Raw genomic sequence first — 15,230 nt, forward strand, 5'->3', positions numbered from 1 at the left:
TTTAATGGATAGCTCGTCAAGCCATTCCTCAAATCGCTGGTTGGCAAGCGGTGCTGATACCATGTGCTTACACTTTCTTTGGCAATGGTAGTAGAAGAATTTCCTCCCGCTTTTGCCTCTTGAACCGCTTCCTGTCAGGTTGCTTTTACAATCGGGACAAATAAGAAAGCCTCTTAGCGGAAGTTCTGCTTTGGCAGCTTTGGGTTTGGACATGATGATTTTGGTTTTCCCTGAAAGCACCTACGCTTTTTGAAAGAGTGCTTCGCTTACTATGGCTCTATGTACTCCGTCTATTACTTGTCGAGGTTCGTCATTGAGGGCGGGGATTACGATTTTCCCTGCATATATCGGGTTGTCAAATAAGGTGGCGAATCTGCTTCTTGAAAGTGTCATACCTTTGGGTGCAAGCATTTTCCTGATTTGTACTTTATCGTATAAGCCTGTGCAGTAGAGTTCAAAGGCTTCTCTGACTAAATCTGCTTTGTGTCCGTCAGGAATTAACAGGGGTTTGTTTTTTTCGTCTCTTGTGTATTTGTATCCAAAGGGAGCGGTGCTGCAATGCCTGCCTTCTTTCATTGCTCTTCTCATTCCGTTGGAGGCGTTCATTGAACGTCTGTCGTTTTCTATTTCAGGGGTGGACAGGTAGATGACTAAAAGTAGTTTGTTTTCGGGTATGGATAAATCCAAAGGTTGCTCCATTGCTTCACATTCTACTCCGAGGGTTTTTAGCTGCTTTATCATGATTAAGGCTTCGGTGGCATTTCGGGAAAACCTGTCCCATTTGAGGAAGACGAGTTTGTTTATTTTGCCTTTGTGCTGTTTGAGGTAGGAAAGCAGCTTTTTGAAGGTGGGGCGGTCAAAAGTTTTGGCGGAATGGTCTTCGGAGAAATGTTCTACTACTTGGTATTGTTTTATCTTGCAGTAGGTGTTTAGTTTGTCTTGTTGGTCTGTCAGGCTGTATCCGTGGCTTTGTTCGTCTGTGCTGACCCTGATGTAGGTGATGGCGGTTGTCATAGACTTGATGTTATCTTTTATGTGCTGTCTGTCTTATGCTGTTTCAAAGATAGGAAAAAATTCAGTTGTGGAAATACCGCTATTCTGAAAAATGTTTCTGTAAGGAAAGAACAGCAAAGTTTAATGTCTGAATGAAAGGATTTGAAAGGTTCTGAAAGGAAATGAAAGATTTTAAATGTTTTGATGTAAAATGTAATGTTTTGAAATATTTTGAAAGGAAATGAAAGGATGAGATTTTTTGGGAAAGTATGATTTTGTGATATGGGTATTTTTTCGCTTTATAGAATTGATTACCAAGTGTTTGTGTTAATGTAGTTTTTTCTCTTGTAGGGAGGGGCGGAACTCAAAAAGTGTGCTGCGGGTATAAAAAGCGGAAACCCCCTTATCAACATGTTGATAACCCTGACAGAGTAAATTCCCTCTCTCCTTTTTGAAACAAGCATTTTGGAAGTATTTTGCGGTGTTAATAAGCCTGATACTTTTCCAATAGGGCAATAATTAGTTTGGCTGTTTGGTTTTAATGGTGTTACTTAGCCCACGTCTTTTGGGGGAATTGTAAGCTGCTTTTTTGCCTGTTTCTGTCTCAAATCAGCCTTTTTTCTTCGTTTAGGCACGCAAAGCTGACCTTTAAAACCATTAATGGAAAATCATTCAAAATAAGTACTCACCTAAAACAATTTAAGGAATATGCACTTCTTCACAGAACATACTATACTCCCTGCTCAAGAAGTTTCGGATAAATACGGTCCTGATGGCGGAACTTCTTCTGATTTATACAATATTTCAGCCCGATTTGAATTGCCAAAAGGAAATACAGCAAAGGCTTTTGCATGCCAAGCGGGATTAATGTTGGTGCAACAATCATCTGTAGATTCTGACTTGGTTAATGTTCTTATCAAACCTAATGAATCGCCTAAATCTTATTTACAGGTTAAATATTACATATACAGAGGCATACTGAAAAGCAGCTTAATAAGTGGAAATGATATTACACCCGCAGACATCAGCAACAATGAATTAATTGCAAGATTTTGGGATGAAAATGAAAACCACCCAGACCCCAAAGCCTATTTAATAGGATTTGATAACAGCCTGCCGGACAGTACCGACATTGAAGATATTCTTCTATGTACCGTTTCTGGCACTGTAGAACCAATATATGTAAAGGAAGGCGAGTGGTTTGGCGATTTTGGGGGTACACATGAAACCGAAAAGCATCCGATAGATTTTGAAGTTCTCATTGACAATGCCGAAGAAGTAATCACTACCCTCGGCTATTTAAGAAACGGCTTTTATAATTCCGATACTTCTAAATATCAGGTAAATGTTACTTCTAAATCAAACTTAGAAAAACGCAGAATAAGAGAGCAAATTTTATCATTTATTGACCCTGCTGCTCTTTTTGGTATGTTTTATAATGAAAAGGTTGGTTTTACTGAATATCCTTCAGGCTCAAAAGTAGCCAAGGATACGAATAACGACCACAACACTCCGGAATACATTTACACCGTATTCCTGAACAAATTTGAAACCAAGCATACTGTTTACCTTGACATAAGAAGCGACAGGGGATTTTCTTATAATTTCTATGGAAACTACGATGACCAAACTATCAATAACAATAATATTAAAATCAAACTTGGCAGTGCAGCAGTTACTCCCCAAAAGTATCAGACAAATGATTGGCCAATAATCATTATCTCTCAATCTCAAAATTGGACTGGGACTAATCCAATACCTGCTAAAAACAGGATTAAATTTCAATTACGGCTTGATGATGTGGGAACTTCCGGCAGTGCGGGATACCCGCTGATTTTTCTTGAAAACATTAGTGTACTAAATCCAACTAATAATAATAAAATAACTTCTAACTGGATAGCAAAGAAAGCTCTGTTAGAGGGGAATATTCCTAATGTTGTGGCAGAAAAATATACCAAAGAAGTAACTTTTCATTTTCCCCATAAGGATTCCGGCTCTACCAAAAACAATGTAGCCCATTATATTCAGATATGCTACTTTCGGCAAAATCATAGCCTGACTCCATCAAGCACCGTAATGCCGAGTTCTAAGTATTTCAACAACGCTTTTGTTGAACTTGACCGTCTTGTATTAGGCACTTACAAAGACCCCTATTCACCGGGCACTCCTGAAAATCCTGTTCGTAAAAACAAAACAATAGAATCCGGCAAGTATCACCTCATTCATCAGAAGCTCAATGAAAATGACGGAACAGGCAATTTTGCCTTTTGCGCGAAATCAGGCGCATACTGGGAAAGAACAGGAGCACCCATGTTTGGAGGAGAATACCCTGCCCGTGTGTTGCTATACACCACTATTTACAAAGAAGACGAGAACAACAGCAACAAAAAATTCTTACCGACTTATAACAGAAGGTTCAACCTCCACGAAAATTCATTATTTGAGAATTCAAAATTACGAAACGACATGGATTTAATCTGCCGAAGCTATAAGATTGATAACAACGACATTAAAATGCTGGGTATTAATTGGTATAGTGAATCGGGGAGAGAAGATGTTTCTAAAAATCATAAAGAAAACCTGATGTTGTTGGGGTTGACCCATAAGGAACTGACCGCCATTTATGAAACAACAGGATTGGCTTACGATGATTTTCACAGGTACATTTACTTAGACCCCGACAGCAGCAACCCTCTTACATCTGATGCACCTGAAAACATACGTTATCACAAATATACCATACGCATTCAGGGAATTGCAAATACAACCAATGGAAATGGAATTAACGAGATAGGAATGATTACCCCGCAATTAGACGAGCAGGATATTGTAGTTTACAGCAGAGACAACCAGTTCTTTCACTCACAAGATTTTTCAGAGCCGGAATCACTATCTCCTGGTCAAAACAGACTTGAAATGCATATTTACGAACTTCCAAAGTGGCAGAGAACTGTAGCAACAACAAAACAGAACCCGCCACCACGAAATGGAATGATTTTATGTCGTGACAATATTGACTTGAGTTTGGTTTATGATGTTCAAAATGTATACTTTATCTATTTCAGAAAAGATGGGTCATCTGCCGAAGTTTGTAATTCAGAACTTGTGCTTTGTCATTCTCTTAATAATGGGAAAGTTGTATCAACAGAATACTTGAATGCCAAGAAGTGGATTCCAGACCCTGGTTATGAGCAGCCTCATTTTCATGTTTGGACATATGGAGTCGATAAGTATAGACCTCGAGAAATTGATTTATGTGATTCATATACTTACTTAGGTAAAAATAGAAGAGTACTAAGTTTTGGAATGTACAGAGGTAGCGAATATAGAGTTGTTAGGTATTTTGCAGATGAAAAAATGGGATTTATGGTTCATCTAGAAGCCTTGAATCTTCAAAATCCTAATATTAAATTTGAATGGGTTAAAACTATACGATATTATTGTCAAATACTGCCATGTGCTGCTTTCTTAGGAGTTCTTGCGCAAGTCGATTTTGGACAAGTATCAGCGGGAATGGCTTACCCAGATGCTTCTTGTTTTCCCAGTACAACACATACAAATGGGAAGGCTGTTGATACTAGATATGGAATCTATCAGTCGCGTGGTTGGGCAGAAGACCAAATTTATCTTGATAAAATGTATCGCTATGGGTTTGATGCGATTTATAAGGGAGATATTGCTTTAACCCTAAAGTGGCCTGCTACATACGCAAAATACCATGAAGACCACTTGCATTGTGGTGGTTTTATTATGCAAAATAACAAGATAAGAATAGATGAGTAGTAAAATTTGTAATAATAGTCTTGTGAATCATCTATACTATATGGTTTTAGGTACTTTGTCAGGGGAGGGGAAATTAATCAAAAAGTTTGAATTTGTATAAATGAGCATGACCGCGACACATATCAAAGAAGTATTGAAATTGTCAGGAACTTACAGTTTGTTCCTTTTTATTTCTTGCTATGGTAACACAACAGGAGAAAAAGAATCAGTAGCAATCTCTACTACTATATCTCTATCAGATTCCTCTCTGATTCTGACAACAGCACAAGATACTGCAACATCAAATATAAATTCCCCGATACCAACCTACCCTTTTGGGGACTCGCTAATTTTATCCGACTATTTTTTAACAGGCTGGGGCGACCATGAAGAACGTGAAGAAAATCCTAAATTAGACGAAATAGATTCGAGTGTAGTAGCAACATTTCGTAAGCTAAATTTTTCAAAAGACATATTAGCAACACCAACATACCGTCAGTATCGAATACTATCAACAGATAGACATGACCTATGCCAATGTCAAATAGCCGACAATATAGATAAATTTCAATTCAAATATCAGCTCGAAGACATTTTTGATTACAATGTCTATTATGCTTTTACTAATAAGACAAACAGCACTACTTGTGAAATGCGATGCTTCGAAACTGGTTGCATTGTATTGATTGATAAAAACAACGACACCGCCATATTTATTCCTGCCTACCATTTAGGGAGTGTATCTTGTTGCGGAGATTATATGTTTTTTTACATGAAATCTAATGGACAGATTTCACTTGTAGAAACCTCCGTTTTTGAAGGCGATTTTAAATATGTTTGGAAGAAAGATATAATAATTAATCGATATGGCGGAATTGACATTTTGGAAAAATAATAACTATGACAAAACTAACATCACTAAACAATTTAATTTCCATTGATAATATTCCAGCCGAGTTTGAATTTATTCAGGATGGGATAAATACGGTATTTTCCAAGCTGTTTTTTTAAGCAGTTGTATTTTTACCGTTCGGGAGATGTCAGGCATTACTCATTCACACTGGTAAGCAAATCCAAAATTGCGATTGATATTACAGGGGGAGAAGACATTGTTCTGGTGGTTAATCCGGGCTATTCTTCAAGCTCTCCAAGCGAGTTTGATGTAAGTGCCAGATATAGATGGATTTTAAAAGACAGACTTGGTTCGTTTGACATAGGTTCATTTGATTACTCCCCCGAAGCGTTTTTAGATATTATAATCAAGGTTTTTGGGATAGACACGGCAAGCATCTTACAATCGGCAATCTATGCTTTTTTTCACGAATCGGACTATGATGAGGACTCTGACCCCTTGCAACACTTTGTTGAAGTGTTTAATGAGTATTTCTCCCCCGCTACAGATTTAACAGTTCCCTCTCACGACAACTTAAACGAAATAATAGAAGACCTGATTGCTCAAATGGCAACAGGAGGGAATGACCCATTCGCTGTAATATTTAGCTTATACATTGATGCAGGAGCAACCCTTGAAGAAAAGCTTGCCAACATAGAAACTTTATTCAGAGAATACTTCGGGGGATTTACATTAGACTCCTTTAAACAAATACTCCTTCCTCAATTTTCAGTTTCTTTTCACGACTTAAATATTGCGTTGGAATTTCCCCGAAATATCCTCCAACCAATTAACGAACAAACAGGAGAGGTTGAAGAAGACGAGGAAATAAAAACAAGATTAACTTGTGATTTAGGCTCACTTACCTTCGATAGCGATGTCGGTTTTTCTTTCAATGCTGTGTTATCTATGGCATTGGACAAATCTGAAATCTTAGGCACAGGCTTTATATTAGAAGCCACAGGAATAAAGATTGATTTAAGCGACTCCTCCAACATCCCCGAAGCAGACGCAGAAGACCGCCCCTCCTCATTCAAAGGCATCTACATAGAAGAAGCCACCATAGGGCTGCCCAAAGACTGGACAAACAACTCCGATGTAGGGGTAGAAATCAAAGGAAAAGAACTCCTCATAGGCACAGAAGGCGGCTTTTCGGGTAAGATAGGCGTAGAAGGCAACGGCAACCTCAAATTCAGCCTCTTAGGCATAGAAATTGACTTCACCTCCTTTTATGTTGAATTTAAGCAAAATCAAGTCCTTTCCTCCGACATCAAAGGCAAGCTCACCATACCGGGGCTGCAAGACAGCACAGGCGAGGACGCCAAGCTGGACTTTGTTATAGACTGGAACAAAGACGGCTACTCCATAGAATTTAAAAACACCAACGGCATTCAGCTAAAAGTTCCCAATGTAGTGGACATCACCCTGTACTCCCTTTCCATTGGCAGGATTAACGGCAAGTGGGAGTTCAAGAGCAAAGGAAAGATTGACAGGGTGAGGGATATTCCTGTTATCGGGGCGATAATCCCCCGCACCATTGACTTTAAGCAATTTGAAATCAACCAGGGGGCAGCCAACGATTACAACATAGACATCAAATGGGAAAACGATGTAACAGCCAATTTCAGTAAGAACGGCTTATCCGTTGATGAGGAGCATACTTTCCCAATCAACAAAACCTTCCTTAAAATCTTCACGCTTCATTTGATGAAGTTGCAGGTTAAGTCAAACGACCAAAACGGTGTTGATATTCAGGCATTGGCAGACGCGGATTTGGAACTGAAACCCATTTTTGCCAAAGCGAGAGGCGGAGGGCTGAAAGCAGAAATTTCCTTTCCCGAAAACGGAGGAAACCTTGGACCTGTAGATATCCGGTTCAGCTTTGTTACCCCCACCTCAATGGGTATTAAAATCAAAATACCGGGAATTGAAGGGCAGGGATATTTGGACAAAGACCTTGCTGAGGAAAAATATTCGGGAATGCTGCACCTTGAAATTCAGGACAAGCTGAAAATCACGGCTTTAGGCATACTTAACCTGAAGCTGCCAAGCGGTAAAGCGGGATTTTCTATTATTGGCATTGCTACTGTTGAGTTTGACCCTGCTATTGATATTACGGCAGGCTTGAAATTGAGCGGCATTGGCGCATTGTTCGGGCTGAACCGCTCCATGGACATTTCCGCTTTGCTAAGCAGCCTGCGCAACGACACCCTGCAACATTTAATGTTCCCCAAAGACCCTGAAAAAAACGCGCCAACCATTATCAGCACCATGGGCAGTGTTTTTCCTGTACATGAAGGGCAATTTACCTTCGGGTTGCTGCTGAAAGCCTATTGGGGAGGCGAAAAGCTGGTGCAACTGAAATTAGGCGTATTGGTAGAAGTTCCTGACCCTGTAAAAATTGTTATTGCGGGAATATTGCAAATCAACCTGCCTGACGAGGCAAATCCATTAATAAAGATAAATGCTTCTTTCCTTGCGGCTGTTGATTTCGAAGCCAAAAAGTTTGCGCTGGATGCCAGGATATACGATTCCAAAATCATGAATATTTCCATTTCGGGAGATATTCTGGCAAGGTATTATTGGGGAGAAAACAGCGGATTTATGCTCTCAATAGGAGGTTTCCACCCGTCTTATACGCCTCAGAAAATGGACTTGCCCGCCAAGATTAACCGTTTGGCATTAAGCTTTATAGATGAACCGGGCAAGAGCCTGAAAGGTGTTTTTTACATGGCGGTTACTTCAAATTCCGTGCAGTTTGGAGCAGTGCTTGATTTATATGTGGGCATTGCCTTAGGCTATAACCTTAAAGCCAATTTCAGTCTTGATGTGCTGATTTACACTAAGCCACAGTTTTCGTTTATAGCAGAAATGCACATAAGCGCAGGGGTATATAAAGGGAGTAAAAACAAACCTGCTGCCGGCATAAGCATAAGCATGTCGCTTCAGGGACCAAACCCATACCATGCAAAAGGCAGGGGGTCTGTGAGCATAGGACCGATTGAGGTTTCCGCTGATTTTGATTTGAAGCTCAGCAATGAGAAACCAATTTCTGCATCAAGCGTAAACGTGTTTGCCTTGCTGACAGCACAGCTTCAGAACAATTATACTTGGCAAACCATTTTGTCTGCTGTAAATGTTAACATGAGAGAAGCGGATTTATCCGAATCGGGAGGAAATACATTACTTCTTCATCCGATGGGCAGGTTGCAGGTAAAACAAGGTATAGTGCCTTTAAATATTCCAATTAAATGTTTTGGAAATTCAACGGTTGAAGGCGATGACAAAATGTGGATTCAAAGCGCGAAGATTGGACAAACAACACTTATCACAGCTCCCACTAAAGACAAATTTGCTCCTGACCAGTTTTTCAATATTTCGGACAGCGAAAAGCTGACTTCTCCTTCCTTTAATGATTATGAAGATGGGGTGGAAATCGGAGGTGTTGATGTGATTGAATCTTCATGTGTAAGAATAAAAGAGGCAGGACATGACCCGGTAATTATAGACAGGGAATTTACTTACCCGAGACCTTTTGAAACCCTTGATGTTAACCGCCAAAATGATTTGTTAAGCGGTGGAGTTGTTGCGGGTTCTCCTGTTGCAGGTAAAAACCCCGCCCATAATTTTATTGGAGAAGAGCAGCAGGTATCGTCAGCTCAGGATGGGTTTACGCTTTTGTTTGCAGAAGATAACACAGAAGTTGCCGCTGAGTTAACCTTCCTGACTTATGAAGATGCAATAAGCTCTCTTCAAGCCTATGCCCTTGATTTGGACTTATTTGAAAATGAAATAATTATTGAACAGAGGAGTATTATTGTAACGAGTTAAAAAAATAGAATATTATGAGTGAAAACGCCAACTATGCTTTCCTGCCCCATTTAAGAAAAGGGCTTACTGTTTTTCTGACAACTCCTGACGGTGATACTGAAGAGGTAACAGCAAGGTCTTCCGTTAATATTAAGTTAGATGTTAAAGGAAATAAAAGCAGCCAGGAATTTGTTGACAAGGATATTCAACTGTACGGTCCTGCGGATGTGGTTGGAATAGACCCGAACGCCATTGTCAGAACAGAGCCGCATGACGGGGCAGAAGATTTTTTGTCAAACTTTCTTCCCTTTGTGGAGTTTTACGAAGAAGATTTCCCTTGGGCATACAATCCTTTTGCGCCTGAAGGTGTAAATCCCAATAAAAAACTAAGACCCTGGCTGACATTAGCCGTCATGGAAGCGGACGAATTTGAAAATTCAAAAATAAAAGGCAATTCTTTGGGTGTAATTAAAATTAAGGACACCTCTCATTCCCTGCCAAACCCCACTCAATTATGGGCATGGGCGCATACACAGGTAAACGCGGTTTCGGGCTTGGAAGGAGGGGACACAAATTACAGCGCTGATTTAGATAAAATAAAAAACCGCATCAGCCAAAGCCCCAACAGCGGAGTTTCAAGAATTATTTGTCCGCGCAAACTAAAGCAGGGAGTTCAGTATTTTGGGTTTTTGATTCCGACTTTTGAGGTGGGAAGACTTGCGGGATTGGGAGAAGAAACAGGTTCTCAGGATTTTCAGGCAGGGGCATGGATTGAGGACGCGGAAACAGAAGTGGTTTTTCCATACTACTATAAATGGAGTTTCAGAACATCAGAAGGAGATGATTTTAAAACACTGGTTCAGAAATTAAAACCCGAAGCAGCGCATCCTTCCATGGGTAAACGCCCGATGGAGATTTCCAATACCAACTATCCCGAATTAGACAACCTGTTTGAAGGAGAAGAACCGGAGCTGACACAGAAAACTGTTTTACTGGAAGGCGTTTTGGCGCAGGTAAGTGAAAACAATGAACCCGGAGCATGGGACTTGGAAGAGGCAGGTGTGTTTAAAGAAGAATTGAAAGATTTTTTACATTTGTCGGAATCGGGAGACCCTGACCCTGTGATTACCCCTGAGATTTATGGCAAATGGCATGCAAATTCAAGTGAGTTAGACCATGAAGGAACAGGTTGGCTGGATGTTCTGAACCTCGACCCCCGAAACAGGGTTGCCGCGGGAGTGGGCGCGGAAGTGGTAAGGAAGAACCAGGAATTTTTTATGGACTTAGCATGGAAAAGATTAGGGCAGCTTGACACCGTAAATTCTGTTATTGAAACCACCCGCCTATGCTATGGAGTAGCCTCGGCAGCGGAACAGCGCCATTTTGCCACACTGGCAACCGAAGAGTTTATAGGAATCTGGTCGGGTTCACACAACAGGATTGGCGATTCCGTTACAGGGAAAACCATAGCTTTTGCCATAGACAGCAACAGCCCGCTTTCCGCTTCAATCACCGGTGCGGATTTCAGGACTTGCATGAGAGCGGGTGGCGATTTAGCCGTTGCCTGCAATTGGGACGGCAGCAACTTTTTGGCAAATGTAAACAGCGAAACGGTAACTTTACTTCCCGTGAGAGCCTCCGCAGTTTCGTCCCAGTATGCGGTTTCAATTAACAGCATATTGACCTCTACCGAAACAGAGGCGACATTTATTTCGGGTTTGCCGCACCTCGAAGACTTTATACTGACAACCCCGGGAACATCTCTGTCAAATACATGGACGGTATTTGAAGGCTCAAGCAACCATTTTAATGACGCACAAGCTATTTTTGTGGCAAATATGGAATCCGTAGAAGAAACCGTGTATTGGGTTGAAGCCGCTCCGCCAACCATAAACCTGGCAACCGTGAGAGCGGACATAGCAGGCGGAGTTTCAACCGTTACGAATTACAGCAACCGGCTAAATTACAGGATTGCAGCCTCTCCTCACTCGCCACAGGCTCTCATTACCCACAGGAATGTGGTGATGGCGTATCCTGCCATAGATATACCCGCTTATGAGTATCTGGAAAAAATATCTCCCGATTTTATTATTCCCAACTTCCATAAAGTGGAGCAGGAAAGCATCACCATGCTGCAACTGAACAACCGGTTTGTGAACTCCTTTTTTGTGGGCATGAACCACGAAATGTCACGAGAGATGCTGTGGCGCAAATACCCTACGGATATGCGGGGCAGCTATTTCAGAAAATTCTGGAAAAACACCATTCCTGCAACCGAAACCGACCCTGTGGAGTTGAACAAATACCGCGACATAAGCCCCATACACGGTTGGGGGCTAAACGAAGATATAGACAGCAACCGCAAACCGGGAATGTCTCCCACCTCAAAACCTTTGGTAATGGTGATAAGAGGCGAACTGATTGAGCAGTTTCCGCATGTGAACGTGTATGCGGAAAAAGCGGAATGGAATTTAGTTGGAGAAATTGTAAACAATGAAGAGCCAAGAAATGGCACAGGAATTATAAAAGACCCCATTTTCTACGGCTTTTTGCAGCCCGATGTAATGCTCGTGGGCTTTGACCTGACCGAGAGCGAAGCCAAAGGCACTTGGGGAGAAGAAACAACACCTACAACAAGCATGGAAGCAGGTTGGTTTTTTGTGCTGGAAGAAAGGGCAGGGGACACAAGGTTTGGATTGCAAATGCCGACAAGTCCGTCAGGGTGGCAGCTTGACCCTTCTGATTGGACGAAATTACATTGGGGACATATAGCCCACAGAATGTATATAGCCTACAAAATAGAAGAGCCTGACATCAGCGAGATTAACTTTATAGATACAGATATAACTCTTTCAAGTGATTTTGAAGATGACCCTACTTGGGGTTCAAATTCCGCCAATATGGGCGTGATTTTTTGCCGCAATGCCTCTAAGGTATTAATTCATGCAAGCAATATGTTAAACCAAACAACAGAATAATTATGAAAAAGACACTTTTAAACCCGCTCTTGTTGCTCACTCCTTCACTCCTTTTTGCACAGGAAAACGGAGAGGTAAAAAACATGCAGGTTATTACGGTAAATCAGAGTTCTTCAACAAGCTATGGCAGTTCTGTTGCTTCTTATGCTGCAAATAAAATCATGGCAGGTTCGGTAAATGGAACAAATAACGGAGAGGTTTTTATTCACACACTCAACACCAACGGAACAGTACAATCTTCTGTTAGGATTACAAGAAATGAAAGCGGCTTTGGCAATCACGACATATTTCAAGACGCTTTTGGTGCTTCTGTTGCCGTTGTGGGAGACTTAAACGATGATGGCATTGATGATATAGTAGTTGGCGCACCTTTTTTTAATGGTCAGAGAGGTTCTTTATGGTTTTTGTATTTAAATGCAGATGGACAGGTAATAGGAGAAAGAAGATTAAGCGACACCACTACCGGCTTTGGTTCAATTAGCAACGGAAATAATTTTGGGACAAGTATAACCAATATTGGAGATATAGATGGGAATGGCTATGATGATATAGCTGTAGGCTCTCCTTACAATAATGCCTCAACATCTCAAAATGGTTCTGTATATATAATTCTTTTAGAGAAAAACGGCACAGTAAAATCCCATTCACGGATTAACGACAACAACAACCTGTTTGGGAGGTCACACTTTAGATTTGGAACAGGTTTAGCGAATATAGGGGACATAGACGGAGACGGAAATACGGACTTAGCAGTCGGAGAACCCGGGTTAAACGAAACAGTATGGATACTTTTCCTGAATAGCAACGGAACATTAAAAAGTGTGCAGGAAATTGGAAAGGACAAAGGTGGGTTTACGGATTCTTTTAATCTGAATTCAAATTTTGGACAATCTATAACAAACTTGGGCGATATAGACGGGGATGGAATAAATGATATAGCGGTGGGAGAACCGGGCTATATAAATCCCGATTCTTCGGGGACATACTACGGAAGAGTTTGGGTGTTGCTGCTCAATGCAGACGGCACAGTAAAAAAGAACATAGAAATAAACAGAGGAAAAGGCGGATTTACAGGAAATATAAACAGTAATGACCGCTTTGGTCGGTCAGTTTCCAGAGTTCCTGATTTGGATGGAGATAGTGTTCCAGAGCTTGCGGTTGGCTCAACAGGCTTTGATGTTGCTTCGGGTTCGGGTGCGGTGTATATCCTTTTCCTGAAAGGCGTACCGCAGGTGAGCGTGGCGCACATTGCAGCCCCTGCGCTTCAAGTGCAGGTATATCCCAATCCTGCAAAGGAGATGCTGCATTTTGACTTTGGGCAAACAGCACCAAGCGAGGCTACTGTGCAACTCTTTGATATGCAGGGTCGTTTGCTCCTCTCCCAAGAACTCCAAACCCTCTCCAATCCAGGTATTGATGTTTCAGGTATCAACACCGCAGGGGTGTATTACCTGCAAATAAACAGCAACGGTTCTGTGCTTCACAAAAAAATACTGATAGAGAAATAATGCAAAATCAAGCCAATCATATAAATCATAAAAATCAAGGTTCAGACAGCGATGTAATGCTCGTGGGCTTTGACCTGACGGAAAGCGAGGTAAAAGGCACTTGGGAAGATGAAGACCCGCCAACCGTAGCTATGGAAGCGGGCTGGTTTTTTGTGCTGGAAGAAAGAGCGGGAGATACAAGATTTGGATTGCAAATGCCAGACATAAATGACGATGATTGGGACGCTCCGCCTGATGAATGGGCTGATTTACACTGGGGACATATAGCGGACAGAATGGGAAAGTCTGACGTTGATGATATTAACTTTATAGATACAGGTATTGCACTTACAAGTGGAAACCCTTTTGATTTAGCTTGGGCAGCAAATGCCGCCAACATGGGGACATTTTTTTGCCGCAATGCCTCTAAGGTAATGATACACGCAGAAACTATGCTAAACAAAATACCTGAATAAATTATGAAAAAGACACTTTTAAACACATTGATTATTTTTCTGACACCCTTTTGCTTGTTTTCGCAAGAGAATGGGGAAGTAAAGACTGTACAGAAAATTTCTGTGAACCTGCCAACCGCTTTGGGGTATGGATTTGGGGTATCCTCATATTCTGCCAATAAAATAATTGCTGGCAGTCCTAATGGAACAGGAAACGGAGAAATCTACATAAGCACCCTCTCATCTTTGGGAACAATACAATCCACTGTCAGAATAACCCGAAACGTGGGCGGATTTGGCGACCTCAATATTTCAGGACACTCTTTCGGTTGGGCAACAGCCAATGTGGGGGATTTGAACGATGACGGCATAGACGACATTGTAGTAGGTGCGCCTAATTCTAATAGTGATAGGGGGGCATTGTGGTTTTTGTTTTTAGATGCGGACGGACAGGTAATAGGCGAAAGAAGACTAAGCGATACAACCCCGACCTTTCAGCACTTGGCTGATTTAGACAGATTTGGCAGAAGTATAGTCAATATAGGCGATGTTGACGGCAACGGCTATGACGACATAGCAGTAGGTGCACCTTTTCAAAACCACTCAACAACTGATAACGGCTCTGTTTATATTATCCTTTTAGAAAAAGACGGAAAAGTAAAGTCTTATTCACGGATTAACGACAACAACAACCTGTTTGGCAGAACGCATAGGCATTTCGGCTATGTAGCCAATATAGGCGACATTGACGGGGACGGAAATACGGACTTAGCTGTGGGAGAGTCAGGTTACCAAAGTTCGCGGGGGGGCGGTATGGATACTTTTTTTAAACAGTGACGGAACACTAAAAGGT

General features: G+C 41.3%; 9 protein-coding genes. 7 read left to right on the forward strand and 2 right to left on the reverse strand.

The genetic code is table 11. The annotated features are described in order from the left end of the window. A partial coding sequence (locus M0R38_08210) for a zinc ribbon domain-containing protein (GenBank protein MCK9481725.1) occupies window positions 1-213 on the reverse strand: 213 nt, incomplete at its 3' end. Between the two features lie 27 nt (window positions 214-240). Next, window positions 241-1,014 carry a recombinase family protein gene (locus tag M0R38_08215; GenBank protein MCK9481726.1) on the reverse strand — a complete coding sequence of 258 codons (774 nt, stop codon included), beginning with the start codon at window positions 1,012-1,014 and terminating at the stop codon, window positions 241-243. 687 nt (window positions 1,015-1,701) lie between these two features. Between M0R38_08215 and M0R38_08220 the strand changes: the two genes are divergently transcribed. The 7 genes from M0R38_08220 (at window position 1,702) to M0R38_08250 (ending at window position 15,214) form a co-directional block, all read left to right on the forward strand. Beyond that, window positions 1,702-4,776 carry a hypothetical protein gene (locus tag M0R38_08220; protein MCK9481727.1) on the forward strand — a complete coding sequence of 1,025 codons (3,075 nt, stop codon included), beginning with the start codon at window positions 1,702-1,704 and terminating at the stop codon, window positions 4,774-4,776. Between the two features lie 100 nt (window positions 4,777-4,876). Continuing rightward, on the forward strand, window positions 4,877-5,650 hold the full coding sequence (locus M0R38_08225; protein MCK9481728.1) for a hypothetical protein: 774 nt from the start codon (window positions 4,877-4,879) through the stop codon (window positions 5,648-5,650). Window positions 5,651-5,770: 120 nt separating this feature from the next. Continuing rightward, window positions 5,771-9,478, forward strand: a complete 3,708-nt coding sequence (locus M0R38_08230) for a hypothetical protein (GenBank protein MCK9481729.1) — start codon at window positions 5,771-5,773, stop codon at window positions 9,476-9,478. 14 nt (window positions 9,479-9,492) lie between these two features. Next, window positions 9,493-12,435 (forward strand): hypothetical protein, encoded by a 2,943-nt coding sequence (locus M0R38_08235; protein ID MCK9481730.1) that lies wholly within the window; start codon window positions 9,493-9,495, stop codon window positions 12,433-12,435. Between the two features lie 2 nt (window positions 12,436-12,437). Then, window positions 12,438-13,943, forward strand: coding sequence for an FG-GAP-like repeat-containing protein (locus tag M0R38_08240; GenBank protein ID MCK9481731.1), 1,506 nt, complete (start codon window positions 12,438-12,440; stop codon window positions 13,941-13,943). Beyond that, window positions 13,943-14,398, forward strand: a complete 456-nt coding sequence (locus tag M0R38_08245; GenBank protein ID MCK9481732.1) for a hypothetical protein — start codon at window positions 13,943-13,945, stop codon at window positions 14,396-14,398. The genes M0R38_08240 and M0R38_08245 overlap by 1 nt, the downstream gene beginning before the upstream one ends. 3 nt (window positions 14,399-14,401) lie before the next feature. Further along, window positions 14,402-15,214, forward strand: coding sequence for an FG-GAP-like repeat-containing protein (locus M0R38_08250; GenBank protein ID MCK9481733.1), 813 nt, complete (start codon window positions 14,402-14,404; stop codon window positions 15,212-15,214). Window positions 15,215-15,230 lie beyond the last annotated feature (16 nt).

This window comes from Bacteroidia bacterium (assembly GCA_023228875.1).
Lineage (GTDB): Bacteria > Bacteroidota > Bacteroidia > NS11-12g > UBA955 > JALOAG01.

What these genes read in the sequence shown, in the direction of transcription:
- M0R38_08235 (MCK9481730.1), top strand. Translation starts at nt 9,493, where the DNA reads ATGAGTGAAAACGCCAACTATGCTTTCCTGCCCCATTTAAGAAAAGGG.
- M0R38_08215 (MCK9481726.1), bottom strand. Translation starts at nt 1,014, where the DNA reads ATGACAACCGCCATCACCTACATCAGGGTCAGCACAGACGAACAAAGC.
- M0R38_08245 (MCK9481732.1), top strand. Translation starts at nt 13,943, where the DNA reads ATGCAAAATCAAGCCAATCATATAAATCATAAAAATCAAGGTTCAGAC.
- M0R38_08220 (MCK9481727.1), top strand. Translation starts at nt 1,702, where the DNA reads ATGCACTTCTTCACAGAACATACTATACTCCCTGCTCAAGAAGTTTCG.
- M0R38_08250 (MCK9481733.1), top strand. Translation starts at nt 14,402, where the DNA reads ATGAAAAAGACACTTTTAAACACATTGATTATTTTTCTGACACCCTTT.
- M0R38_08240 (MCK9481731.1), top strand. Translation starts at nt 12,438, where the DNA reads ATGAAAAAGACACTTTTAAACCCGCTCTTGTTGCTCACTCCTTCACTC.
- M0R38_08225 (MCK9481728.1), top strand. Translation starts at nt 4,877, where the DNA reads ATGAGCATGACCGCGACACATATCAAAGAAGTATTGAAATTGTCAGGA.